At 68.9% G+C, this 22,662-nt stretch carries 25 protein-coding genes; 11 read left to right on the forward strand and 14 right to left on the reverse strand.

Features of this window, described 5'->3' with window-relative positions:
- Position 1: 1 nt before the first annotated feature.
- From metX to RN51_RS15490, 3 genes are all read right to left on the reverse strand, one after another.
- Positions 2 to 1,207 (reverse strand): homoserine O-acetyltransferase MetX, encoded by a 1,206-nt coding sequence (gene metX, locus RN51_RS15480; protein ID WP_045264952.1) that lies wholly within the window; start codon positions 1,205 to 1,207, stop codon positions 2 to 4.
- A 40-nt stretch (positions 1,208 to 1,247) separates the two neighbouring features.
- Complete coding sequence (locus tag RN51_RS15485; RefSeq protein ID WP_197073270.1) at positions 1,248 to 2,204, reverse strand: endonuclease/exonuclease/phosphatase family protein; 957 nt, start codon at positions 2,202 to 2,204, stop codon at positions 1,248 to 1,250.
- Between the two features lie 124 nt (positions 2,205 to 2,328).
- Positions 2,329 to 3,651 (reverse strand): bifunctional o-acetylhomoserine/o-acetylserine sulfhydrylase, encoded by a 1,323-nt coding sequence (locus RN51_RS15490; protein WP_045264953.1) that lies wholly within the window; start codon positions 3,649 to 3,651, stop codon positions 2,329 to 2,331.
- A 196-nt stretch (positions 3,652 to 3,847) separates the two neighbouring features.
- On the opposite strand from RN51_RS15490, the gene RN51_RS15495 reads away from it, so the two are divergent.
- Genes RN51_RS15495 through RN51_RS15505 form a run of 3 tightly spaced genes read left to right on the forward strand, consistent with a single transcriptional unit; the run spans position 3,848 to position 5,971 of the window.
- Positions 3,848 to 4,633, forward strand: coding sequence for an SDR family oxidoreductase (locus tag RN51_RS15495; RefSeq protein WP_045264954.1), 786 nt, complete (start codon positions 3,848 to 3,850; stop codon positions 4,631 to 4,633).
- 2 nt (positions 4,634 to 4,635) lie between these two features.
- Complete coding sequence (locus RN51_RS15500) at positions 4,636 to 5,349, forward strand: uracil-DNA glycosylase (RefSeq protein WP_045264955.1); 714 nt, start codon at positions 4,636 to 4,638, stop codon at positions 5,347 to 5,349.
- 4 nt (positions 5,350 to 5,353) lie between these two features.
- Positions 5,354 to 5,971, forward strand: a complete 618-nt coding sequence (locus tag RN51_RS15505) for a GNAT family N-acetyltransferase (protein WP_045264956.1) — start codon at positions 5,354 to 5,356, stop codon at positions 5,969 to 5,971.
- Positions 5,972 to 5,999: 28 nt separating this feature from the next.
- Here RN51_RS15505 and RN51_RS15510 read toward each other — a convergent pair whose 3' ends face one another.
- The 6 genes from RN51_RS15510 to RN51_RS15535 form a co-directional block, all read right to left on the reverse strand.
- Entirely contained in the window at positions 6,000 to 6,797 is a 798-nt protein-coding gene (locus RN51_RS15510) for an ABC transporter ATP-binding protein (protein WP_045264957.1), read from the reverse strand.
- Positions 6,794 to 7,585: an ATP-binding cassette domain-containing protein gene (locus tag RN51_RS15515; RefSeq protein ID WP_045264958.1), complete on the reverse strand. Its 792-nt coding sequence runs from the start codon at positions 7,583 to 7,585 to the stop codon at positions 6,794 to 6,796. The genes RN51_RS15510 and RN51_RS15515 overlap by 4 nt, the downstream gene beginning before the upstream one ends.
- Positions 7,582 to 8,451, reverse strand: coding sequence for an ABC transporter permease (locus tag RN51_RS15520; protein WP_045264959.1), 870 nt, complete (start codon positions 8,449 to 8,451; stop codon positions 7,582 to 7,584). Before RN51_RS15520 ends, RN51_RS15515 begins: the two co-directional genes overlap by 4 nt.
- Positions 8,448 to 9,398 (reverse strand): ABC transporter permease, encoded by a 951-nt coding sequence (locus tag RN51_RS15525; RefSeq protein WP_045264960.1) that lies wholly within the window; start codon positions 9,396 to 9,398, stop codon positions 8,448 to 8,450. The genes RN51_RS15520 and RN51_RS15525 overlap by 4 nt, the downstream gene beginning before the upstream one ends.
- Before the next feature lie 18 nt (positions 9,399 to 9,416).
- Complete coding sequence (locus RN51_RS15530) at positions 9,417 to 10,937, reverse strand: ABC transporter substrate-binding protein (protein WP_045264961.1); 1,521 nt, start codon at positions 10,935 to 10,937, stop codon at positions 9,417 to 9,419.
- A 92-nt stretch (positions 10,938 to 11,029) separates the two neighbouring features.
- The gene (locus RN51_RS15535) at positions 11,030 to 11,956 is read right to left on the reverse strand and encodes an alpha/beta fold hydrolase (protein ID WP_045264962.1); all 927 of its coding nucleotides are present in this window, start codon (positions 11,954 to 11,956) and stop codon (positions 11,030 to 11,032) included.
- Between the two features lie 172 nt (positions 11,957 to 12,128).
- Between RN51_RS15535 and RN51_RS15540 the strand changes: the two genes are divergently transcribed.
- The 3 genes from RN51_RS15540 to RN51_RS15550 are packed head-to-tail and all read left to right on the forward strand — an operon-like array spanning position 12,129 to position 13,848.
- Positions 12,129 to 12,605, forward strand: a complete 477-nt coding sequence (locus RN51_RS15540; protein ID WP_045264963.1) for a carboxymuconolactone decarboxylase family protein — start codon at positions 12,129 to 12,131, stop codon at positions 12,603 to 12,605.
- Positions 12,602 to 13,318: a tyrosine-protein phosphatase gene (locus RN51_RS15545; RefSeq protein WP_045264964.1), complete on the forward strand. Its 717-nt coding sequence runs from the start codon at positions 12,602 to 12,604 to the stop codon at positions 13,316 to 13,318. The genes RN51_RS15540 and RN51_RS15545 overlap by 4 nt, the downstream gene beginning before the upstream one ends.
- Positions 13,319 to 13,377: 59 nt before the next feature.
- Entirely contained in the window at positions 13,378 to 13,848 is a 471-nt protein-coding gene (locus RN51_RS15550; protein ID WP_045264965.1) for an SIP domain-containing protein, read from the forward strand.
- Positions 13,849 to 13,906: 58 nt separating this feature from the next.
- Here RN51_RS15550 and RN51_RS15555 read toward each other — a convergent pair whose 3' ends face one another.
- The 4 genes from RN51_RS15555 to RN51_RS15570 form a co-directional block, all read right to left on the reverse strand.
- Positions 13,907 to 14,350: a hypothetical protein gene (locus RN51_RS15555; protein ID WP_045264966.1), complete on the reverse strand. Its 444-nt coding sequence runs from the start codon at positions 14,348 to 14,350 to the stop codon at positions 13,907 to 13,909.
- Positions 14,347 to 15,150 (reverse strand): arginase family protein, encoded by an 804-nt coding sequence (locus tag RN51_RS15560; RefSeq protein ID WP_045264967.1) that lies wholly within the window; start codon positions 15,148 to 15,150, stop codon positions 14,347 to 14,349. Before RN51_RS15560 ends, RN51_RS15555 begins: the two co-directional genes overlap by 4 nt.
- Positions 15,151 to 15,213: 63 nt before the next feature.
- A complete protein-coding gene (locus RN51_RS15565) occupies positions 15,214 to 15,957 on the reverse strand; it encodes a PspA/IM30 family protein (protein ID WP_045264968.1) in 744 nt (247 codons plus the stop codon).
- 58 nt (positions 15,958 to 16,015) lie between these two features.
- On the reverse strand, positions 16,016 to 18,052 hold the full coding sequence (locus RN51_RS15570; RefSeq protein ID WP_045264969.1) for a TPM domain-containing protein: 2,037 nt from the start codon (positions 18,050 to 18,052) through the stop codon (positions 16,016 to 16,018).
- A gap of 122 nt (positions 18,053 to 18,174) precedes the next feature.
- Here RN51_RS15570 and RN51_RS15575 point away from each other — a divergent pair, with 122 nt between their 5' ends.
- The 5 genes from RN51_RS15575 to RN51_RS15595 all read left to right on the forward strand — a co-directional run bounded on the left by RN51_RS15575 (position 18,175) and on the right by RN51_RS15595 (position 22,226).
- On the forward strand, positions 18,175 to 19,014 hold the full coding sequence (locus RN51_RS15575; protein ID WP_045264970.1) for a DUF3097 domain-containing protein: 840 nt from the start codon (positions 18,175 to 18,177) through the stop codon (positions 19,012 to 19,014).
- Between the two features lie 53 nt (positions 19,015 to 19,067).
- The gene (trmB, locus tag RN51_RS15580) at positions 19,068 to 19,793 is read left to right on the forward strand and encodes a tRNA (guanosine(46)-N7)-methyltransferase TrmB (protein WP_045265351.1); all 726 of its coding nucleotides are present in this window, start codon (positions 19,068 to 19,070) and stop codon (positions 19,791 to 19,793) included.
- Positions 19,790 to 20,647 (forward strand): CPBP family intramembrane glutamic endopeptidase, encoded by an 858-nt coding sequence (locus tag RN51_RS15585; protein ID WP_045264971.1) that lies wholly within the window; start codon positions 19,790 to 19,792, stop codon positions 20,645 to 20,647. The genes trmB and RN51_RS15585 overlap by 4 nt, the downstream gene beginning before the upstream one ends.
- Before the next feature lie 67 nt (positions 20,648 to 20,714).
- A complete protein-coding gene (locus RN51_RS15590; RefSeq protein WP_045264972.1) occupies positions 20,715 to 21,107 on the forward strand; it encodes a DUF1304 domain-containing protein in 393 nt (130 codons plus the stop codon).
- A gap of 45 nt (positions 21,108 to 21,152) precedes the next feature.
- Positions 21,153 to 22,226 (forward strand): DNA polymerase IV, encoded by a 1,074-nt coding sequence (locus tag RN51_RS15595; protein ID WP_045264973.1) that lies wholly within the window; start codon positions 21,153 to 21,155, stop codon positions 22,224 to 22,226.
- A gap of 32 nt (positions 22,227 to 22,258) precedes the next feature.
- Here the strand turns inward: RN51_RS15595 and RN51_RS15600 are convergent, their stop codons facing one another.
- On the reverse strand, positions 22,259 to 22,660 hold the full coding sequence (locus RN51_RS15600) for a RidA family protein (RefSeq protein WP_045264974.1): 402 nt from the start codon (positions 22,658 to 22,660) through the stop codon (positions 22,259 to 22,261).
- Positions 22,661 to 22,662: the final 2 nt, after the last annotated feature.

The raw sequence follows: 22,662 nt of genomic DNA on the forward strand, positions 1-22,662 counted from the left end.
CTCAGCTGTCGAGCAGGCGCCGCAGATTCGAGCCGACAGCGTCGGTCTCGATGAGGAAGCCGTCGTGTCCGAAGTCGCTCGTGATGACCACTGCCTCGTCGCCGATGACGTTCGGGATGCTGCGGGCGATGCGCTGCTGCCCGTCCACCGGGAAGAGGCGGTCGCTGTCGATCCCGAGCACCAACGTGGTGGCGGTGATGGCGTGCAGTGCCTCTTCGACGCCCCCTCGACCGCGACCGAGGTCATGCGAGTTCATGGCCTCGACCAGCGTGATGTAGCTGTTCGCGTCGAAGCGGCGTGTGAACTTGTTGCCGTGGAAGTCGAGGTATGACTCCACGGCGAAGCGCCCTCCGTGACCGAGTGGTGACACGCCGGACTGCCAGGAGCGCTGGAACCGCTGATTGAGCTCGATCGGACTGCGGTAGTTCAGCAGGGCCATGCGCCGGGCGAGGGCCAGGCCCCGGTGCGGACCGTCGCCGTCCGCGAGGTCGTAGTACTCGCCGCCCTGGAACCGCGGATCCATCCGGATGGTCTCCAGCTGCACGGTGTTGAGCGCGATCTGGTCGGCGGTCGTCACCGGCGGAGAAGAGAGCACAGCGAGGCGCTGCACGCGTTCGGGGTGCGTGGCCGCCCATTCGAGGGCGTGCATCCCTCCCATGGAACCGCCGATCACCGCCGCCCAGCTGTCGATGCCGAGCGCATCGGCGAGGCGCACCTGAGCGGCGACCTGGTCGCGGATCGTCAGGTACGGGAAGCGCGACGCCCATTCGTAGCCGTCGGGGGCGATGCTCGCCGGCCCGGTGGATCCCTGGCATCCGCCCAGCATGTTCGGCGCGATCACGAACCAGCGGTCGGTGTCGAGCGGAGCGCCGGGGCCCGTGACGTCCTCCCACCAGCCCGCGGTGGGGTGTCCTGCGCCCGCAGCGCCGCGCACATGGCTGTCGCCGGTGAGAGCGTGCAGCACGAGGACGGCATTGTCGCGCGCCGAGTTCAGCTCACCCCAGGATTCGTAGGCGATGCGTATGCCGGGGAGCTCCCTGCCGCTCTCGGTGGCGAAGGGGCCGAAGGCGGCGAAGCGACGGCCTCCCACGGGGTCGCCGTCGCGCCAGGCGCCGGTCGCCGGCGGGCGTGCGCGGAGCAGCCTGACATCGGCTTCCGTCACGGGTGCAGACGGCACCGTGTCCTCGGAGGTCGTCTGCCAGTCCATGTTCCCATTCTCGCCTGGTCGGACACCCCTCGGCGGCAGGTTACGAACCGATCGGGGATCGAGTTCGGGTGACGGTGGCCAGATGATCGCTGTTGCCGGCGCGCATCGTGCTCGACGTGACGACGCCGAGTCCGCGCACGAACACCTGGTCGATGCGGACGAGCGGGAAGGCGACGGGCCACGTGAAGCCCAGGCTTCCGTCGGTCGGGCGCACCCAGTCGGTCTCCGCACGCAGGGCGGCCAGATTCGGGTCGGTCGACGGCGCGTTGAAGTCGCCGACGACGATCAGCGACTCCGCCGGGTCGGCCGCGACCGCTTCCGCGATGCCGCCCAGCATGGTGTCGCGGTCGTGCTGGTGCCCTGGTCGTACCGATGCCGCGTGCAGCACGTAGACGGCGACGGGGGTGGAGGGAGCCTGCACCTCGACGCGCAGCGCCCGTTTCCAGCTGAGCCCGAGCGTGAGGGGCTCGGCGTCGGCGAGAGGATATCTGCTCCAGACGCCGACGGTCCCCACGGTGTACGAGTGCGGATACTCCGCTGCGAGTTCCTCCTGCGCAGCGGAGAGGCTGTCTCCGTCGAGCTCGACAAGGGCGATCACGTCGGCGCCGCTCTGCGCGAGCTCGGCGGCGGAGGCGGCGGCTCCACCGGATCGCGCCCGCACGTTCTGACTCACCACGGTCAGCTCGGATGCGGCAGCCGACTCCGCGTCCGCCGCGCCGGGGAGCCCGGGGAACGCCGGCATCATGGCGAGGACCCACAGGAGTGCGGGGACCAGGAGCAGGACGAGAACTCGCGGAGCACGGATCAGCGCGACCAGCACCATCACGACGAGGACGAGGCCGAGCCACGGGAGGATCGCAGCGACCGCGGTGCCGACGAGGCCGGGGATCCAGCCGCACGCCACGATGAGAGACAGGACGATGCCGGCCACGGCGAGCCACCGGGCAGCGGTGCGTGACCGCCGCGCGCGGGGCGGGGGATGCGGGGCGTCGATCATGGTCTCCTCGGGGCGGAGTCCCATTCTCGACGGAACCGCCTGTGGGTCGGCCGGGTGATGTCGTCGCCGTCACACGGAGATGCCCCGGAACACAGGGCTCCGGGGCATCGACGTCGGTGCGGGGTCAGGCGCGGGCGGCCTCCGAGATGGCACGTGCTGCGGCGAGTGCCTGCTCGAGGTCGGCCTTGAGGTCGTCGACGTTCTCGATGCCGACGGAGAGACGGACGAGGCCCGGAGTCACGCCGGCGGTCAGCTGCTGCTCGGGCGTCAGCTGCGCGTGGGTGGTGGACGCCGGGTGGATGACGAGCGAGCGCACGTCGCCGATGTTGGCGAGGTGGCTGAACAGCGACAGGCTGTTCACGAACTCGCGACCGGCCTCGACGCCGCCCTTCAGCTCGAACGACAGCACGGCGCCGACGCCCTTGGGGGCGTACTCGTTCGCCTTGGCGTACCACGGCGACGACGGCAGGCCCGAGTAGTTGACGGTCGCGACGTCGTCACGGCCGTCCAGCCACTCGGCGATCTCCTGCGCGTTCTGCACGTGGCGCTCGATGCGCAGGGAGAGGGTCTCGACACCCTGGATGAGGTTCCAGGCGCTCTGCGGTGCGATCGCCGAACCGAGGTCGCGCAGCAGCTGCACGCGTGCCTTGATGATGTACGCGAGCGGGTCGCCCACGGCAGCCGTGTAGCTGGCGCCGTGGTACGAGGGGTCGGGCACCGTGAGACCGGGGAAGGTGTCGACGTGCTTCGACCACTCGAACTTCCCGCCGTCGATGATGACGCCGCCGATGGTCGTGCCGTGGCCGCCGAGGAACTTCGTGACCGAGTGCACGACGATGTCGGCGCCGTGTTCGAACGGGCGGATCAGGTACGGGGTCGCGATCGTGTTGTCGACGATGAGCGGGACGCCGCTCTCGTGGGCGATGTCGGCGACGGTGCGGATGTCGAGGATGTTGATCTGCGGGTTGCCGATCGTCTCCGCGAAGAACAGCTTCGTGTTCGGACGGACCGCGCGACGCCACTCCTCGGCGTCGTCCTGGTTCTCGACGAAGGTGACCTCGATGCCGAGCTTCGCCAGCGTGTACTTGAAGAGGTTGTAGGTGCCGCCGTAGATCGAGCTCGACGCCACGAAGTGGTCGCCGGCCTGGGCGATGTTGAGGATCGCGAAGGTCGATGCCGCCTGGCCGCTTGCGAGCACGAGCGCCCCGGTGCCGCCTTCGAGTGCGGCGAGACGCTGCTCGAGCACGTCCTGCGTCGGGTTCTGGATGCGGGTGTAGATGTTGCCGAACTCCGCGAGGGCGAAGAGGTTGGCCGCGTGGTCGGCGCTGTCGAACACGTAGGAGGTGGTCTGGTAGATCGGCGTGGCACGCGCCTTGGTGACCGGGTCGGGGGCGGCGCCGGAGTGGATCTGCTTGGTCTCGAAGCGCCAGGACTCGGGTGCGGACATGTGATTCCCCCAGAAGTGGTCGGAAGGTCGGATGGCGGATGCCGTTTCAGCGACAGTACGGAATATCGGAGCCTGTCAACAACAGGTGGGAAATGTGACGTAACACAGTGCAGGCCCGGAATCACGCGGCGGGAGGGTTCCACGACAGCGCCGTGGGGGAGCTCGCAATCCACGGAGAACGCCGTACGGTGGAGGCATGGCGAACAGACGAGCAGTGGTGACAGGTGCGAGTTCGGGCATCGGCGCGGCGACGGTGCGCGCGCTCCGTGCCAGGGGGTGGGACGTCGTGGGGGTGGCACGCCGCGCGGATCGGCTGGCCGCGCTCGCCGCGGAGACCGGGGCTTCCGCCATCGCCTGTGACCTGACCGATTCGTCGGCCGTCGAGGCTCTCGTGGAAGAGATCGCGCGGTCGGGCCCGGTGCACGCACTCGTCCAAGTCGCCGGTGGCGCGCGAGGCACCGATCGCATCGAGAACGCGTCGGTCGAGGACTGGCAGTGGATGTTCGACGCGAACGTGCTGGCCAGCCAGCGTCTCGTCGCCGGCCTGCTCCCGCTTCTCCGTCGCGCTGCCGCCGTTGACGGCCATGCCGATACGGTCTTCGTCACCTCCACTGCCGCGCAGACCGCCTATGCCGGGGGTGCGGGATACAACGCGGCGAAGGCAGCGGAGGCGATGCTGGTCAAAGTGCTCCGTCAGGAGCTCAACGGCGAGCCGATCCGCGTGGTCGAGGTGGCTCCGGGAATGGTGCACACCGAGGAGTTCACCCTCAATCGTCTCGGCGGTGACTCCGTGGCTGCCGAGGCCGTGTATGCCGGTGTCGAAGCGCCGCTCGTGGCCGATGACGTGGCCGATGTGATCGCGTACGCCCTGGAGTCTCCCGGCCACGTGAATCTCGACCTGATCACGATGCGCCCTGTCGCGCAGTCCGCGCAGCACCTGCTCGCCCGCGGACCGCTGCGTGTGCGGTCGGCGATCGACTGACGATGGCGCAGACTCTCGCACAGCTCGCCGCGGACGGGCGGATCGACGCGGGCTGGGCCGAGGCATTGGCCCCGGTGCAGGACACGATCACCGGCCTGGGGGAGCGCCTGCGTGCTGAACAGGAAGCGGGTCGCGACTACCTGCCGGCGGGGGCTCATGTGCTCCGAGCGTTCCAGCAGCCCCTGTCGGACGTGCGTGTCCTGATCACGGGACAGGATCCGTACCCCACGCTGGGGCACCCCATCGGCCTGTCGTTCGCCGTGGACCGCGACGTGCGCCCGCTGCCCCGCAGCCTCGCGAACATCTACAAGGAGCGCGAGAGCGATCTCGGCCTTCCGCCTGCCCCGCACGGAGATCTCACCGCGTGGAGCGAGCAGGGCGTGCTCCTGCTCAACCGGGTACTCACCGTGCGTCCCGGCGCGGCGGCGTCGCACCGCGGCTGGGGGTGGGAGAAGGTCACGGAGCTCGCCATCCGTGCCCTCGTCGCCCGCGATCAGCCGCTCGTCGCGATCCTGTGGGGCAAGGACGCGGCGAACCTGCAACCGCTCCTGGGCGAGACGCCGGTGATCGCCTCCGCACACCCCTCGCCGCTCTCCGCCAGTCGTGGCTTCTTCGGGTCGCGACCGTTCTCCCGCGCCAACGCCCTCCTCGAGGAGCAAGGTTCCACGGCGGTGGACTGGCGGGTGGCTGGGGAAGGCTCTCCCTCCCTAAGCTGAGCGCATGCAGTTCGAGCCGGGGGACCGTCGCCGCGTTCTCCCGCGCCATCTCCGACCAGCGCCGGCACCCGAGGTCTTCTCCTATGCGATCCGCCCGGTCCGCCCGGCGGATCTGCCGCACGTGCGTGAGATCTACAACCACTTCGTGAGCAACTCGGCCGTGACTCTCGACGAGCGGCCTAGCAGCATCCCCTACTGGCGCGAGAAGTACGCGCTGCTGACCAGGCTGCAGCTTCCATTCCTCGTGGCGGTATCCCCGGGGGGCGAGGTCATGGGCTATGCGCTCGCGCAGCCGTGGGCGGGGAAGAACGCGTACAAGTACACGGTCGAGGACTCGATCTACCTGGGTCCAGGCGCCGGGGGCAAGGGACTCGGCGCGGCCCTGCTGCAGGCGCTCATCGACGCGTGCGAGCAGATCGGACTGCGTGAGATGGTCGCAGTCATCAGCGATCACGGGGCTGAGGCCTCGATCCGGCTGCACGAGAAGCTCGGATTCGTCGAAGCAGGACGGATGGGTCGCGTCGGCTACAAGTTCGGCAGGGACCTCGGCACCGTCTACATGCGCCGGGTGCTCACTCCGACGGGACGGCGCCGAGGAAAGCTGTTCGGCGCACGACGCTGAAGGGAGTGGCCCTAGCCACCCTGGCCGTTCAACCTTCGGGCGTGGTCGGGATGACGGGGATCGCCGCGAGCAGCCTTCGCGTATAGTCCTGCGTCGGGTGCAGGAGCACATCGCTCGTCGAGCCGCGTTCGACGATGTGTCCGTCCTTCATCACGACGACCGTGTCGCAGAGGTTCTGCACCACGCCGATGTCGTGGGACACGAGGACGAGTGTGAGGTCGCTCGTGCGTCGCAGCTCGATCAGCAGGTCGAGGATCTGTGCGCGCACCGTCACATCCAGCGCGGACAGCGGTTCGTCGCCGACCAGGATCCGGGGGCCGTGGACGATCGCCCTCGCGAGCGCGATCCGCTGGCGCTGCCCGCCGGAGAACTCGTGGGGGTAGCGGTCGGCCATGTCCGGTTGGAGTCCCACCTGAGCCAGCACCTCGCGGACGCGCGCGCGATGGTCACCTTCGACGCCGAGGGCCCACAGCGGTTCGCGGACGATCTGTCCCGCCGTCATGCGGGGATCGAGCGACGCGTACGGATCCTGGAACACCAGCCCCGTCTCCCGCCGCAACCAGTGCAGGGATCTCGCGGAGGCGGAGGCATCCACGAGACGGCCGCCCACCGCGACGGAACCTGATGTCGGACGGTCGAGCCCCAGCAGCAGCCGCACCAGGGTCGACTTGCCCGATCCCGACTCGCCGATGATGCCGACCGATGACCCTTCGACGATGTCGAGATCGGTGGGTGCCAGCGCGGTGACGGTGCGGGCACGTTCGAAAGCGGTGCGCTTCGGGGCGAAGAAGTCCCTGGCGAGGCCTCGTGCTTCGATCAAGCTCATGCGGTGCCCCCGTCCGGACGCCACAGCGTGGCCGTCGCATCACGCAGCAGTCCCTGGGTGATCGGAGAAGAGGGCTTCGACAGCAGGGTGGAGACGGGCGCGGCTTCGACCACCTTGCCGTGTTCGAGCACGACGCCGTCGGTCGCGACCTGAGCGAGCACGGCGAGGTCATGCGTGATGAAGACCAGTGACATGCCCTCGTCCGTGACCAGCGCCAGCAGCAGGGAGAGGATCTCCGCCTGAATCGTGACGTCCAACGCGGTGGTCGGCTCATCCGCGATGAGCAGACGCGGACGGCAGGCGAGCGCCATCGCGATGGCGACGCGCTGGCGCTGACCGCCGGAGAGCTGGTGCGGGTACCGGTCGACGATCGACTCCGGGTCGGGCAGGCGCACCCGCGCTGCCTCCGCGATCGCCCGTTCCCTCGCCTCGCGGCGTCCGAGGCCCTCGTGGATGCGGACCGACTCCGCGATCTGGCGGCCGACGGTCCTGATCGGGTTGAGCGCGGTGCGGGGCTCTTGGAACACGATGCCGATCTCGTCCCCTCGAAGGCGGGCGAGCTCGCGGTCGGGCATCCCGATCAGTTCGGTCCCGTTCCACCGGATGCTGCCCCTCGCGGTCGCACCGTCGGGGAGCAGCCCCAGCACGGCGAGGGCGGTGAGAGACTTCCCCGAGCCGGATTCGCCGATCAGTCCGAGTCGGGCGCCATCCGGGACATCGAAGGAGACGCCGTCGACCACCGGCCGTCCGTCGACCTCGATCACCAGGTCCTGCACGGAAAGGCTCATGCGACCACCGCCGGGGTGTGGATCTCTGCGGCTCGGTGTCGCAGGGTCGGATCCGTCGCCTCGCGCAGACCGTCGCCCAGCAGGTTGAGCGCGAGCACCGTGATCGTGATGGTGAGTCCCGGCCAGATGACCGACAGCGGATGCACTCCGATGTAGCGCTGCAGGTCGGCGAGCAGCAGACCCCAGCTGGGGTCGACGACCGAGGCGCCGAAACCCAGATACGACAGGCCGGCCTCCGCGAGCACGGCGACGGCCATCGACCACGACAACTGCACGATGAAGACGGGGGCCACGTTCGGCAGCAGATGGCGCACCAGGCTCTGCGGCGGAGTAAGTCCGGCAGCTCTGGCTGCGAGGACGAAGTCGCTCTGCTGCACGCGGCGCAGCTCCGGTCGGGTGACCCTCGCGATGTTGACGCCGAAGCCGATGCCGACCGCCCAGATCACGACCCACAGCGACCCTCCCCAGACCGAGGAGATCATCATGGCGATCAGCAGCACGGGGAACGCGATCAGGATGTCGACGAGCACGGCGACGGTCTCCCGCATCCACCGCGCGGTGAGTGCCCCGAGCGCGGCCAGGGCGATCCCCACCACGGTGGCGACGATGCCGGCCCCGACGCTCACGAACACCGTCGTGCGTGCGCCCGCCATCAGCAGGCTCAGGATGTCGCGCCCGGTGTCGTCGGTGCCGAGGAGGTGAGGCCAGCTCGGCGGAAGCCACCGATCGCCGATGTCCGAGGCCTGCGGATCGAAAGGCGTCCAGAAGAGCGAGATCAGCGCGGTCACGACGATCACCAGGACGACGACGATGCCGAAGCGTCCTGTGGAGGTGTCCCACAGACGGGCGAGCCAGCGCGGATTCATGCGGACTCCCGCTGTCGAGGATCGATCGCACGGTGCAGGAGATCCACCAGGAAGCCGACGACCAATACGAAACCGGTCAGCACGAGCAGCTCGCTCTGCACCTTGATCAGGTCGCGCGTGCCGACATCGGCCACGAGCATGCGACCGATCCCCGGCAGGGTGAACAGCTGCTCGATCACGACCGACCCGACGATGATGCCGGCGACCTGGAGCCCGAGCACGGTGATGATGGAGAGGCCCACGGCGGGGATGCCGTGCTGGATGAGCGCTCGGGTGCGGGTGAGGCCCTTGGCGGCGGCGGTGCGCACGAAGTCCTGGCCGGCAGCTTGCAGGGTCGCGCTGCGCACGAACCGCATGAGCATCGCGCCCTCGACGATCCCGATCGTCAGGGCCGGGAGCAGCAGGGACTCGATCGCCTTCCCCGGGGTGGACCAGCCGGTGCGCGGGAAGCCTTGAGGAGGAAGCCAGCCCAGCCATACCGAGAACACCACGATCAGCATCATGCCTGCCCACACGACGGGGACGGCGGCGAGGGCCTGTGCGCCGACGCTGAGCGCGGTCCCCCCTCGTCGGTTGCGGAGCAGGGCGGCGAGGATGCCGAACGGCACGGCGATGACGACGGCGATCAGGAGCGACATGGCGCCGAGCGGGACGGTGACCTGGGCCTTGAGGAGGATCTCCTCGCCGACCGAGGCGCCGGACAGCAGGGACGTGCCGAGATCGCCGCGGAAGATGCCGCCGATCCAGTCCGTGTACTGGGCGAGGAGCGGGCGATTCAGGCCAAGGGATTCGCGGAGTGCATCGACCTCGGTGGGGGAGGCCTGCGTGCCGGCGATCAGCTGTGCGACGTCACCGGGGAAGACACGCAGCGTGAGGAAGATGAGCACACTCGACACGAGGAGCCCTGCGATGAGCAGGGCTCCTCGGACGAGGGCATAGCGGATCACGACGCGTGCGACCGCTCGCTACTTCTCAGCGGAGACGGTGACGCCCGTGAGGTTGATGCGGGAGTTGATCGAGTCTTCGGGGAAGCCGGACACGATGGGGCTCACCGCGGTGATGGTCTCTCCGTTGTAGAGCCAGTCGGCGGCGTGGTCCTCCGAGACGATGCGCGCGGCCTGTGCGAGCAGATCGGCGGATTTGTCGGGGTCGACCTCGGCCAGAGCCTTCGTGTACAGATCCTGCACCTCGGCGTTGTCGTAGCCGAAGTAGTAGTCGGGGTTGGCGAAGTTGCCGAAGTCGCGCGGCTCGACGTGCAGCACGAAGCTGAGGTCGTAGTCGTGGTTCGTGTACACGTCTTCCAGCCACGTCGGGAACTCGACCGAGTTCACCTCGAGCGTCACGCCGACCTTCTTGAAGTCCGAGATCAGCACCTTGGGCACGGTCGTGCCGTAGAAGGAGGGGATCGTGAGAGTCAGCTCGAGGTCCTCCTGGCCCGCCTCCGCGAGGAGCTTCTTCGCCTTCTCCGGGTCGTAGGAGATGACGTCCGACAGGTCCTCGTAGCCCGGGTCGAGCTCGGGGATGGGCCCGTACAGCGCCGTCCCGGCACCGACCGCGTCGATGAGTGCGTCATGGTCGATGGCGAGGCGAAGGGCCTCACGCACGCGCACGTCGTCGAGCGGGGCCTTCTTGTTGTTGAAGGCGAGTGTGGCCTTGTCGGTCGTGCGCCCCGCGGTGAGAGTGAAGTCCCCGGAGTCCTCGAGCTGAGGCGCGAGGTTCGGGTCGACGGCTGTCAGCACGTCGACGTCGCCCGCGAGTGCCGCGTTGACGCCGGCCGTGAAGTCGGGGATGTACTGGAACTCGACCTGGGCCACCCCGGCAGCGTCGCCCCAGTAGGCGTCGTTGCGGGCGAAGGTGATCGTGCTTCCCTTGTTCCAGCGCGTCAGCGTGAACGGGCCGGTGCCGTTCTCGGCGGTCTTCAGGTCGGTGGTGTCGCCGGTCTTGAAGACGAGACCGGCCGGGCCGGTGAGCGCGAAGAGGAAGTTCTGGTTCGGAGCCGACAGGGTGATCTCGACCGTGGTCGGATCCGGTGCCGTGATGGCCGTGACGGAGGCGAAGTCCGCGTTGCCCTGGACGGTGGCGTCGGTGCGCACGGTCTCGTACGACGAGACGACGTCCGCCGACGTCAGGGGCGTGCCGTCGTGGAAGACCACGCCGTCGTTGAGGGTGAACGTGTAGGTGAGACCGTCGGAGGATACCTTGTAGTCGGAGGCGAGACGGCCCTCGATCTCGTTGTCCTGCGTGCGCGTGACGAGTCCCTCGTAGATGTTGTCGATCAGGATCTGCTCGAGTGCCGCCCCGCTGGTGTGGCGGATGTCGAGGTTGGTGGGCTCGAGGACGAGGCCGACGTGGAGAGTGGCGCTCGGGTCGGGGGCGCCGGGCGCGCTGCTGGTCTCCGGCTCGGTGGTGCCGGAGCAGGCGCTGAGGATGACGGCGGTGGCCGCGAGGGCGGATATCAGCGCGAGACGTCGGGTGCGTCGGAACATGAGTGTTTCCTCTCGGTGCGGCAACTGCTGTGTGCCGTGGAATCGAGCCTAGGGATGTGCGGCGGTGTCGGGGTCGAGTGTGGAACGGAACGTCATATTCCGTGGGAGGGTACGGCGGCGTCGATCAGCGCGGCGAGGGCGACGGGAGCCGTCTCCTGCACGTTGTGAGTGGCGTCGAGGACGACCACCTCAGCCGCAGGGACGCGCCGTTGGAGCTCGACGGCGTCGGCTTCGCTCACGAAGCCTCGTGCGGCGCGGACCAGGGTGAGCGGTACGGTGACCGCGGCCAGGTCATCCCAACCCGTCTCGTGCAGCACGGACGGTGCGGTCGGGGAGTCGGGGTCGTGGGCGGCAAGGGCCTGGGCGGCGAGGTGAGCGAAGTGATGCTTCCACTCCACCCGCCCGTCCGCGCGCACCCGCGTGTTCAGGAAGACACCGCGTTCGGTCTCGGGCCGCGACCCGCCGAACCCGAGTGAGATCGCCTTGTCGACGAGCTCGTCGCGTGACGCGAAGTCGGTCGGGCCGGCGTAGAACTCGCGCAGTGCCGCAGGGCCTGCGGTCACGTCGATGCCCGGTGTGATGTCGACGACGATGAGCTCGGACACCAGATCCGGTCGCGCTGCCGCCAGAGCGGCTCCCGTGAGCCCGCCGAGCGACTGCCCGACGACGATCTGCGGTTCTGCGGCCCACGCGTCGAGCGCAGCGGCCACATCGCGAGCGAGGGTGCGCGGCGTGTAGTCGACGTCGTCTCGCCACGACGAGTCGCCGTGTCCGGCGAGATCGATCGCGAGCAGGGGCTGCTGCAGTGCGAGCGAGGTCGTGTCCCAGGTGTGGGCGTTCAAGCCGGCACCGTGGAGCAATGTCACGCGCGGTGCCTCGCTGCCGAAACGCAGGGCGCTCAGGGTGCGTCCATCGGAGAGGGGGAGGGAGAGGCGCGTGACCGGAGGAACCGGGACACCGAGCGCTTCGGCCTGTGCGGGAAGATAGCTGAACTCGCTGTTGTCGATCGCCACCTCCACATTCTGCGCCCTCGGGGAGAGTCGCAGGAAATGCGGGAGCAGTGTGACAATTAGATATGACATTCGATAGCGCAATGTGTCCAAGAGTTACGCTTCCTGGTGTGCAGTATGGTCCCGGGTCGGGTTCGCCGGCATGAGAGCTTCCGCGTCGTCCGCCGAATATCATGGAGTCATGAGCGAGACGCGTGTGCACCTGTCCAAGACCGAGCCGGCCGCGTACCAGGCGCTTGATGCGTTCTCGAAGACCGTGGGCCAGATCTGCGCGGACAACGGCATCGACGAACGTCTCAAAGAGCTCGTCATGATCCACTGCTCGCAGCTCAACGGCTGTGCCTTTTGTGCGCGGATCCACGTCGACAGGGCGGTGGCGGCGGGTGTCGACGCCGACACCCTGACGCAGATCCCCACCTGGCGCGAGAGCGGCGTGTTCAGTGAGCGGGAGCGCGCCGCCCTCGAACTCGCCGAAGCCTTCACGTTCATCTCGGAGGACGGGATCTCCGACGAGGTGTACGACCAGGTCGGAAGCGTCTTCACCGAGAAGGAGTACGCGGCGCTCAGCTGGGCCTGCGTCTCGATCAACGCCTTCAACAGGATCGTGATCGCGGGCCGCTACCCGGTGCCTCCGCGAACACAGCAGGCGGCGGGATGACGATCCTCGACGTCGAAGGCGTCTCCAACGTCCGCGATGTGGGGGGAATGCCGGCAGAGGGAGGTCGGATCCGCTCCGGTGTGCTCCTGCGCTCCGGCCAGCTCTCCGGGGCGACCACGGCGGGTGCTGCCGCGCTTCGTGCGCGTGTCGCGCACATCGTCGACCTGCGAGACGGCGAGGAGGTCGCCGCCGAGCCGTCGGAGATCGTCGGGCCGGACACCACGCACCTTCCGTTGTTCCTCGGATCGGTTCGATCCTTCTTCGAGGCCGACACCAGTCTCGACGACCTCTATCTCCACCTCCTCGAAGAGAGCGGGGAACGGCTCGTCGCAGCCATCCGCATCATCGCCGTGAGCGAGCGCACGCTCGTGCACTGCACCGTCGGCAAGGACCGGACGGGCGTGACCGTCGCCCTCGCGCTCTCCGCCGTGGGCGCCGACAGGGAGGCGGTCATCGCCGACTACGCGCTCACCGAGTCCCAGCTGCCGGCTCAGCGCACCCGCTGGATGGCCGAGTATCTGCGCACGCAGCACCCCGACGCCGTGCACGCGCTGGCCCTGGCCACGCAGTCACCCGCGCCCGTGATGCGCCGTCTGCTCGCCCGGGTCGATGAACGGTGGGGCTCAGCTGCCGGGTATCTGCGCGCGCAGGGGATGACCGATGCCGAGCTGGCGGCGCTGGCCGTCGCCCTCGTCGAGCCCCATCACGCCTGATCGCCGCCCAGCTCATGCAAGGTTAGGCAAGCCTTCACTTGGTGTACGATGAAGACACGATGAACACCTCGATCGAGACCCGCGGCACGCGCGCTGAACGGCGCGCCGCACGTCAGCGCTCCCATCACCTGGTGACGGCCGACGAGAACTCGCTCACAGAACTCGAAGTGTTCCTGGCGACGCTGCCGTTGTGCTCATCCGGGCGCATCTTCATCGAGGTGCCGGCGGTCGCCGACATCGGCGTCATCGAGGCTCCGGGTCGCATGACGGTCACCTGGCTCGCTCGTGAGCAGCGCTCCGGCGCTCCCGGAAGCAGCCGCGCCTGCGCGCCGGGTCAGGCGCTGGCCCGCGCGACCTGCGCCTGGGCGGACGAGATGATGTGCGACGACGAGATCGAGACGCACGTCACTCTGCTCGGTGGCTTCCTCGGCACGGCCGACATCGTGGAGCATCTGACCGGTTCGCTGGAGATCTCGCCGGCGCTGATCCGCACGCCCGAGCGCTTCGGTCTGCTGCCCGCCGACCGCTGACCCGAGTTCCCGTTGCGGACAGCCCTGATCCGACCTGTGCCCAGAGGACGTCGTGTGGTCAGCGTGTCCGGCGAACGTAGTTGCCGTCTTCGAGCCCTGCCTCGATCTCGAAGCGGTTGCGCAGGGGGTCACGCCCCGCGAGGAAGTACAGGATCGGCATCAGGAACCCGTACCGGAGCCACTGCTGCTTGTGCACGGCCTCGTGACGGAGCACGGCATCGCTCGGTCGCACGTCTCCGGTCAGGAAGCAGCCGCCGACGCACACCCCGCCGCGATTGAACGTCCACCCCGGCATTCCGCGGAAGATCCACAGCCCCGCCCGCCGTTCGACGGGTCCCGTGCTCCACAGCGATCCCCACAGCCAGCCGACGGACGTGCCCCACAGGTAGCCCAGGTAGCTGATCGGGGAGCGCAGCAGGAAGGAAGGGATGCGGCGGTCGAAGCGTCGCCCCCGGGCGAGCGCCGCCTCTGCCGCCGATCTCCAGTCCGGCGCGGTCGTCATGCCACTGCTCCCACCAGCCGCAGCAGCGCCCCGAGGTCGTCGACGGCATCGGCCGGTGACCTCGGCGCGAAACCTGCGATGGTCGCGCCCGCGAGCGGCACCTCGGTGCGCAGTGCGCGGATGGCGGCGCTCAGCGCGGCGGGGGACAGGCCGAACGGCACCGACGACGATACGCCGGCGAACTCGGACGGATCGAGCACGTCGACGTCGATGTGCACCCAGACCCGTGACGCCCCGGTCGCGCGCACCGCGTCGAGCAGTGCGTCGGGGCGTGCGAGGTCGTCGACCGAGAGGTTCGTCAGTGGAGCGATCTGGTCGACCTCCGCCTCGTCGAGGTTGCGGATGCCGACGGTGACGACCCGGTCGGCGGGAATCGAGGGCGAGAGAACGAGCTGCTCCTCGCCTTCGCCGAGCACCGCCCGCAGCGCCATGCCCGAGAACGCGCCGGAGGGGGAGGTGTCTGGCGTGTGCATGTCGGCATGCGCGTCGCACCACACCACGGCAAGATCGTCGGTTCCGCCCGGCAGTGCATCGAGAGCCGCGACGGTGACGCTGCAGTCGCCTCCGATCACCACGGTGTCGGAGTCGATGTGCCCGTGCACGAGCTCGCGAGTGCGCAGCAGAGCGCTCAGACGGCGAACACCCGTTCCCAGGGACTCGCCGGCCTCTACGGGCACGTCGAGGACGGTCGTCGCAGCCCGGGGGAGATCACCGGCGATCGCCGCAGCGCCGTCCGTGAGGAGCATCGCGCGTGCTGCGGGAGAGCCCTGCCACTGCGGGATGACCAGGAATCGCACCATGCGTGCCTCCGAAGAAGAGAGGGCGGATGCCCCGGTACGAGACCGGGGCATCCGCCGGGTGGTTCAGTTGCCTTCGATGGCCTGGCGGGGAGCGCTGCCACCGGCCTTGAGCTCGGCCAGACGCGCTTCGACCTCGGTCAGCTCGCCGAGATCTTCCAGGCTCTCGAACTGCGCATCGAGGCTCGACGCCGCGAGCTCGATCTTGCCCTGAGCGATGGCCTCCTGGCGGCGGACCTTGTCCTCGAACCGGCCCAGCTCGCTGGTGGGGTCGAGCACGTTGATCGAGCCCACCGCGTCCTGAACCCGGGTCTGCGCCTCGGCGACCTTCGCGCGGGCGAGGAGTTCGCTGCGCTTGTTCTTGAGCTCGACCAGCTTGTCCTTCATGCCGTTCAAGCCGCTCTTGAGCTTGTCGACGATCTCGGTCTGCGCGGCGATCTGCGGCTCTGCACCGGTGGCCTCGCGCTCGGCGCTGATCTGACGCTGCAGAGCGATCTTGGCGAGGTTGTCGAACTTGTCCGCGTCGGCCGTGTTGCCGCTCGCGCGCATCTCGTCGGCCTTGCGGCTCGCGGCGAGTGCCTTGTTGCCCCACTCGGTCGAGGCCTGGACGTCTTCCTCGTGATCGCGCTCGAGCAGGCGCAGGTTGCCGATGGTCTCCGCGATCGCGGACTCGGCGTCGGCGATGCTGTTCGTGTAGTCGCGGACGAGCTGGTCGATCATCTTCTGCGGGTCTTCCGCAGAGTCCAGGAGGGAGTTGATGTTCGCGCGGACGAGGGTCGAGATACGTCCGAAGATGGACTGCTTGGTCATGCGTGATTCCTTTCAGAGGGCGTCTTCGAGAGCTTGTCGTACATGTCTGTGTGGGGGATCAGAAGCGTCTACCTCCCGATCGACCGCTGCGGCCGCTGCTGCGCGAGCCGCCTCCGAACCCGGAGCTGCGGAAGCCTCCACCGGAGGAGCGCCATCCGCTGCTGCCGCCTCGCCGGGAGGAACCGCCGCCTCCACCCGCGAGCAGTCCTCCGATGATGCCTCCGAGGATGTCGCCGCCGAGTCCTGACCCGCCCGACGAGGATCCGGATCCGCCGAACGGGCCGCCGAAGCCGCCCTGGTCGTAGCCGGAAGGGTTGTACGCCTGCACATCCGACTGCGCGGCCGATGTGGCCTGCCCTGCCAGAGCGAGCGCACGATTCGCCTCCGCCAGCGCGGCGTCGGGGTCGGTGGCCCGCAGGTTCAGCGCCTGCGAGAGACTCGCCTCCGCGTTCGCGAGGCGTGTGCGCGCGGTGGAGCCCACCGTTCCCCGACGGGTCTCGATGAAGTCCCGAGCCGCGCGGATCTCGGAGCTCGCCTGTGTGAGGGTCTGCTCCAGCAGCTGTTGCACTCTGCGGGCACGTTCGATGCCTTCCCTGCCCTGGGCGATCGCGGCATCGATCTGCGTGTTCGCGGCGGTGAGAGCCTCGAGCACGCGCTGCGGATCGCGGGCGGTGCCGCTCAGGTCTGCCTGTGCCGCCCCGAGCTGCTGGGCGGTGGCGGAGGCAGCCGCGGCGATCGTGCCGGCGGGGTCCGGCAGCTGCTGCGCGGCCGCCAGGTCGCCCTGCAGCTCGGCGATGAGAGCTCGAGACCGGGCCTCGATCGTCGACAGCTCCGCTCCCAGCGTGGTCACCGCCTGCGCGAGCTGCGCGGCCTGCGCGACGGACTGCTCTGCCGTGCGGATCGCGAACGCCGCCTCACCCGAACGCCCGGCCGCGATGGCCCGCGCCGCTGCGTCGATGGACCGATCCGCGAGGTCGGCCCGTTCGCGTGCCTGCACGGGGTTGTCGGCGACGGTGGCGAGGGCCGCGGGGGCGTACGTGGAGGAGAGTGCGTCGAGGGCCGGCGCCGCAGAGGCGAGGGCAGCATCGAGCGCGGCACGCTCGCCGCGGACGCGTTCGAGCTCCTGCGGAGCGTTCTGCTCGAGCTTTCGGAGCTCGTCGAACGCGGCAGTGTTGTCGTCGAGGATGTCGTCGATCTCGTCCGCGATCCGGATGATGCGTATGTGCCACGCACGGCGGTCGTGGATCGAATCCTCGATCTCGTCGTCGAGCTTCTGCCTCAGGTCGAAGGCCTCGGTGATCTTCGCCTTCGCCGCGTCGACGACGCGCGTGAACTCCTCGGTGGCCGCATCGCCGAACTGTGCGACCGCGAAGCCGAGCTCCTCCCGGCTCGACGTGATGGCGTCGTCCGCCTGCACGAGAGCGAGTCCTGCCTGCGTCTCGACCTGCTGATCGGTGAGGGTGGAGAACGGGTCGGCGGGATCAGGCGTCTCCGGCATGGCACCGCGTTCGCGGATCTCGGCCTTGCGGCGGGCTCGGCGCACCAGCGCGACGACGAGCCATACGAGCATCGCGATCACGATGATGGCGACGACGACCAGCCCGATGCGGAGCGCACCCGCACCCCCGTCGCCCTGGATCTCGTCGGCGGCGAGGGTGATGGCCCCGACCCAGTCGCCGTCCGCGGCGAAGGGGACCATCTTGTCCTCGATGCTGTCGAGCTGGCCGAAGCTCACCGGACCGTCGGGGGCAGCCGAGATGTAGTAGCTGCGCCCGTCGACCGCGATCGCGAGGAGGTACTGCTCGGTACCGAGGTTGTTGTTCTGCGCGACGGTGTCGGCCCACTGCACATTGTCGGAGGGGTTGGTGAAATCGTCGACGAGGACCACGAACAGGTCGGCGCTCGAGTTGTCGGTCAGCTCTTGGAGCCGGGCTTCGACGGTGGCTTCCTCGTCGGCGCTCAGCACGCCTGCCTGGTCGGTGACGTAGCCGGCATCGAGCGTGAGCGGATCGGTGGCAGATGCCGCAGACGTGCTGAGAGCACCGGTGATCACGGCGAGGGTGAGTGCGGCCATCGTCAGCCACCGTTTCGTCATCGTGTTCCCTCCGACCGGCAGCCGAGCCCCATGCCACGAGTCTATGCACTGGGTCCGACACGCGACAGCACTCGGCACCGGTTCGCCGTTCGCCCTCAGCGGAGGCACATACGCTGGAAGGCATGGACGACATGTACGGTTCCGATGTGCTCGCGGCGGGCTGGCGCGAGCGCGGCGCGAAGAAGGTGCCTCAGGTCGCGGCGGAGGTGGATCTCGTGGTGGAGGTCGCCGACGACGGCTTCTGCGGGGCTGTCACGCGCGTTCAGGGCGGCAACGTCGAGCTGGAGGATCGCGTCGGACGTCGGCGTCTGTTCCCCCTCGGCGGCGGGTTCCTGATCGACGGCGCTCCGGTGCGACTGACCGTCCCCGCCGCTGCCGACCAGGGACGCAGGCGCACGGCATCCGGATCTTTCGTGGTGGCCGATCAGCGCGCCCGCGTCGCCCTGCCCAGCCGGATCCTCGTCGAGGGCAGGCACGACGCCGAACTCGTCGAGAAGGTGTGGGGCGCCGACCTGAGAGTCGAGGGCGTGGTCGTCGAGTTCCTTCAGGGCGTCGACCTCCTCGATGACCTGCTGGCCGCCGAGCCACCCAGTGCGAAGAGACGTTACGGCGTGCTTGTGGACCACCTCGTCCCTGGGTCGAAGGAATCACGCATCGCCGACGCGGTCGCTCGCGGTCCGCACGGGCGCCATCTGCGCATCGTCGGCCATCCGTTCGTCGACGTCTGGCAGTGCGTGACGCCACGAGCACTCGGGATCGCGAAGTGGCCGGAGATCCCGCGCGGCATCGAGTGGAAGGTCGGCATCTGCCGCGCCTTCGGCTGGCCCCATGAGACGCGGGCCGACATCGCGCGCGCGTGGCAGCACATCCTCTCGAAGGTCACGACCTACCGGGACCTGGAACCGGCGCTGCTGGGCCGGGTCGAGGAGCTCATCGACTTCGTCACCGCCCCGCCGGCCTGAGCCCGGCGGCGACGGGCGCCGGAGCGATGGATGCCGACGGCTACCCTGGAATCATGCCCGAACCCCGTACCTTCCGAGACGAGCCGGTGTCGTTCGTGCGCCGCAGCGGCCGGATGTCCGACGCGCAGGAGCGCGCCTTCGCCGAGCTCGGCCCGCACTATCTGCTCGACGTTCCCCGAGACGTCGCGTGGACCTCCGTGCATCCCGAGGCGCGCCTGGACCCCGCGGCCGAGTACGGGCGCGCCGCTGACCTCTACGTGGAGATCGGCTCGGGCCAGGGACACGCGATCGTCGCCGCGGCATCGTCGCGCCCCGAAGACGACTTCCTCGCCGTCGAGGTGTTCCGCGCGGGCCTGGCGAGAACCATGCTCGACGCCGACAGGGAGGGCGCCCGCAACCTGCGTGTCGTCGAGGCGAATGCACCGGAGGTCCTGTCGTCTTTCCTCCCGGAGGCGGCCGCGCGCGAGGTGTGGATCTTCTTCCCCGACCCGTGGCACAAGAAGAAGCACACCAAGCGGCGCCTGGTGAGGCCTGGGTTCGGTGAGACCGCGGCGCGAGCGCTTCGTGACGGCGGTCTGCTCAGGCTCGCGACCGACTGGGAGGACTACGCCTTGCAGATGCGCGATGTGCTCGACGCGGATCCACTGTTCGAGCGCGCGTTCGAGGGGGAGTGGGCAGAGCGATTCGACGGTCGCGTCATGACCGCGTTCGAGCGCAAGGGCATCGCGAAGGGGCGGGACATCCGCGATCTCGTCTACCGGCGCAGGACCCGCGCGTGACAGATGTGCGGCGCGGCACGGCGTCGCGGGCCGGGTTCCTTCCTGCGCTGCTCGTCTGCGTCGCCGCCCCGGCATTCTTCGTGCTGGAGGTTCCGTGGCTCGGCTGGGCGCTTCTCGCCGCGGGGATCGCGGTCGCCGGCCTCGTCGAGCACCGTCGCGGTGAGGGTCGTGTCGCACGGCCAGGGGAGCCCCGTGAGCCCTCGCTCACGCGGGATCTCTCCCTGATCGCGATCGGGCTCCTGATCGTGAGCGTCATCCCGCTCGCAGCGGAGCTCGACAATCTCGCGATGCTGCGGTTCACGCTCGCCTTGGGTGGCGCGGTCGCGGTGCCCTACGTGGTCTCGAGGTTCGTCTACCGTGACCGAGCGATCGGCTTCCCATGGCGCACCCACAAGCGTTGGGGGCGGCTGCAATGGGGCTGGCTCGTGGCGGTGCTCGTCTTGGGCTGGCTGATCCTGCCCTTCTACTTCATCACCAGCGGCGTGTACCAGAACTGGCCTGTCGTGGACACTCCCGACCTCATCGCCCGTCTGTTCGTCGGGGTCGGAGCCGTGGGCATCTGGGATGAGCTGTTCTTCATCTGCACCGTCTTCGCGCTGCTCCGCCGACACTTCCCCGACCTCGTCGCGAACATCCTGCAGGCGATCGTGTTCGTCTCGTTCCTGTGGGAGCTGGGCTACCGGGAGTGGGGTCCTCTGTTGACGATCCCGTTCGCCCTCCTGCAGGGATACATCTTCCTCCGCACGCATTCGCTCGCCTACGTCGTGACGGTGCACCTGCTCTTCGATGCGGTGGTGTTCGCGGTTCTCGTGCACGCGCACAACCCTGGACTCATCCCGATCTTCCTCGTGTGACGGGAGCGTCGATGACGCCGAGGCGGCGCGGCTTGCTCCCGGCCCTCGGGAACGGAAGAATCAGCCCATGCTCATCGTCGGTCTCGTCCTCGCCGCCGCAGCTGCGGCCTTCCACGTGTTCATCTTCGCGCTCGAGTCGTTGCGGTGGACCGAGCCCGAGACGAGGAAGATCTTCGGCGTCGCCAGCGAGGCCGACGCCGTCACCATGAAGCAGCTGGCCTTCAACCAGGGTTTCTATAACCTCTTCCTCGCCCTGACCGCCCTGCTCGGCATCGGTTTCGTGATCGTCGGTGCCGAGACGACGGGGCTCACGCTCGTCTTCGCCGGAACCGGGATGATGCTGGCCGCCGCGCTCGTGCTCGTGCTCTCCGACCGCACGAAGGTGCGTGCTGCAGCGATGCAGGGCACTCTGCCGTTGCTGGCCGTCGTGGCCACAGCGATCGGTATCGCGATCCGGTGACGTCCGAGGGATGACATCCGCGTCGGCACCGGTCACACTCGTTGCATGGCCGACTGGGTGCTGCACGTGGACATGGATCAGTTCATCGCCGCGGTCGAGGTGCTGCGCAGACCGGAGCTGGCCGGTCGCCCGGTGATCGTGGGTGGACGCGGCGATCCCACCGAGCGGGCGGTGGTGTCGACTGCGTCCTACGAAGCCCGTGCGTTCGGCATCGGCTCGGGCATGCCGCTGAAGATCGCCGCGCGGAAGGCGCCGGACGATGCCGTGTTCCTCCCGGTCGATCGCGAAGCCTACGCACTGGCGTCCGACGAGGTCATGGCGGCTCTCCGTGCGGTGCCGGACGTCGTGCTCGAGGTGGTGGGATGGGACGAGTGCTTTCTCGGCGTGCAGACGGACTCTCCCGAGACGGTGGCCTCGTCCGCGCAGGAGGCGGTGTTCGAGGCGACACGGCTGCACTGCTCCGTGGGAATCGGGGACAATAAGGTCCGAGCGAAGATCGCCACGGAGTTCGGCAAGCCCGGCGGCGTCTTCCGCCTCACCGCCGACAACTGGTTCGAGGTGATGGGGGACAAGCCGACGCGCGACCTGTGGGGTGTCGGGCCGAAGGTGCAGAAACGTCTGGCGGCCCATGGCATCTCGACCGTGCGTGATCTCGCCGATGCCGATGAGCAGACCCTCGTGACGGAGTTCGGTCCGCGGATGGGCGTCTGGTATCACGGACTGGGCTCCGGGATCGGTCCGAGCACCGTCGACGACAAGCCGTGGGTCGCCCGGAGCCACAGTCGCGAGACGACCTATCAGGAGAACCTCACGACCGCGGCGCAGATCGACGCGGCGGTCCGCGATCTCGCCGCCCATGCGTTCGACGACTGCGCGGCAGAGGGGCGACCGGTCGTCCGAGTGCACCTCAAGGTGCGATACGCCCCGTTCGAGACCAAGACCTTCGGCCGCAAGCTCTCCACACCGACCACGGACCGTCAGGAGTTCGTCACGGCTGCCGCCGCGCTCGCCGAAGCACTCGACCCGCAGCGCGAGGTGCGGCTGCTCGGTGTCCGTGCGGAGATGACAGCACCGGAGGACGACGGCGTCGAGCGCACGCCGGTGCGGGGGAGAATCTGACCCCCGGCGCGACGAGGTCGCGCGTCGCCGGATCAGGGCCGGAGCACAGCCGCGACGGCACTCACCTCGATCAGGGCGCCGGGGACTCCGAGGCCCGCCACGAGCGCTGCGGTGACGAGGGGCGGGGCGCCTTCCCGTGCCAGCCGCGAGGCGACCGCGCCGTAGGCCGCGCGCAGATCCGCGTCCTGGTGGATCAGCACGGTCCAGCTGATCACATCGTCGAGGCCGGCGCCGACGGACTCGAGCGCGACCCTGGCATTCTCGACGGCGCGTGCCGACTGCTCGCCGGCATCGCTCGAGACGATGGCTCCGGAGGCGTCGACACCGTTCTGCCCGCCGACGTAGATCGTCGTCGCTCCCGGCGGCACGACGGCCACATGGCTGAACGCGGGGCTCACGACGAGCCCCTCCGGCTGCGTGAGTGTGATGTCCATGG

This window comes from Microbacterium oxydans, from assembly GCF_000956405.1.
Classification (GTDB): Bacteria; Actinomycetota; Actinomycetes; order Actinomycetales; family Microbacteriaceae; genus Microbacterium; species Microbacterium oxydans_C.

What these genes read in the sequence shown, in the direction of transcription:
- metX (WP_045264952.1), bottom strand. Translation starts at nt 1,207, where the DNA reads ATGGACTGGCAGACGACCTCCGAGGACACGGTGCCGTCTGCACCCGTG.
- RN51_RS15485 (WP_197073270.1), bottom strand. Translation starts at nt 2,204, where the DNA reads ATGATCGACGCCCCGCATCCCCCGCCCCGCGCGCGGCGGTCACGCACC.
- RN51_RS15490 (WP_045264953.1), bottom strand. Translation starts at nt 3,651, where the DNA reads ATGTCCGCACCCGAGTCCTGGCGCTTCGAGACCAAGCAGATCCACTCC.
- RN51_RS15495 (WP_045264954.1), top strand. Translation starts at nt 3,848, where the DNA reads ATGGCGAACAGACGAGCAGTGGTGACAGGTGCGAGTTCGGGCATCGGC.
- RN51_RS15500 (WP_045264955.1), top strand. Translation starts at nt 4,636, where the DNA reads ATGGCGCAGACTCTCGCACAGCTCGCCGCGGACGGGCGGATCGACGCG.
- RN51_RS15505 (WP_045264956.1), top strand. Translation starts at nt 5,354, where the DNA reads ATGCAGTTCGAGCCGGGGGACCGTCGCCGCGTTCTCCCGCGCCATCTC.
- RN51_RS15510 (WP_045264957.1), bottom strand. Translation starts at nt 6,797, where the DNA reads ATGAGCTTGATCGAAGCACGAGGCCTCGCCAGGGACTTCTTCGCCCCG.
- RN51_RS15515 (WP_045264958.1), bottom strand. Translation starts at nt 7,585, where the DNA reads ATGAGCCTTTCCGTGCAGGACCTGGTGATCGAGGTCGACGGACGGCCG.
- RN51_RS15520 (WP_045264959.1), bottom strand. Translation starts at nt 8,451, where the DNA reads ATGAATCCGCGCTGGCTCGCCCGTCTGTGGGACACCTCCACAGGACGC.
- RN51_RS15530 (WP_045264961.1), bottom strand. Translation starts at nt 10,937, where the DNA reads ATGTTCCGACGCACCCGACGTCTCGCGCTGATATCCGCCCTCGCGGCC.
- RN51_RS15540 (WP_045264963.1), top strand. Translation starts at nt 12,129, where the DNA reads ATGAGCGAGACGCGTGTGCACCTGTCCAAGACCGAGCCGGCCGCGTAC.
- RN51_RS15545 (WP_045264964.1), top strand. Translation starts at nt 12,602, where the DNA reads ATGACGATCCTCGACGTCGAAGGCGTCTCCAACGTCCGCGATGTGGGG.
- RN51_RS15550 (WP_045264965.1), top strand. Translation starts at nt 13,378, where the DNA reads ATGAACACCTCGATCGAGACCCGCGGCACGCGCGCTGAACGGCGCGCC.
- RN51_RS15555 (WP_045264966.1), bottom strand. Translation starts at nt 14,350, where the DNA reads ATGACGACCGCGCCGGACTGGAGATCGGCGGCAGAGGCGGCGCTCGCC.
- RN51_RS15560 (WP_045264967.1), bottom strand. Translation starts at nt 15,150, where the DNA reads ATGGTGCGATTCCTGGTCATCCCGCAGTGGCAGGGCTCTCCCGCAGCA.
- RN51_RS15565 (WP_045264968.1), bottom strand. Translation starts at nt 15,957, where the DNA reads ATGACCAAGCAGTCCATCTTCGGACGTATCTCGACCCTCGTCCGCGCG.
- RN51_RS15570 (WP_045264969.1), bottom strand. Translation starts at nt 18,052, where the DNA reads ATGACGAAACGGTGGCTGACGATGGCCGCACTCACCCTCGCCGTGATC.
- RN51_RS15575 (WP_045264970.1), top strand. Translation starts at nt 18,175, where the DNA reads ATGGACGACATGTACGGTTCCGATGTGCTCGCGGCGGGCTGGCGCGAG.
- trmB (WP_045265351.1), top strand. Translation starts at nt 19,068, where the DNA reads ATGCCCGAACCCCGTACCTTCCGAGACGAGCCGGTGTCGTTCGTGCGC.
- RN51_RS15590 (WP_045264972.1), top strand. Translation starts at nt 20,715, where the DNA reads ATGCTCATCGTCGGTCTCGTCCTCGCCGCCGCAGCTGCGGCCTTCCAC.
- RN51_RS15595 (WP_045264973.1), top strand. Translation starts at nt 21,153, where the DNA reads ATGGCCGACTGGGTGCTGCACGTGGACATGGATCAGTTCATCGCCGCG.
- RN51_RS15600 (WP_045264974.1), bottom strand. Translation starts at nt 22,660, where the DNA reads ATGGACATCACACTCACGCAGCCGGAGGGGCTCGTCGTGAGCCCCGCG.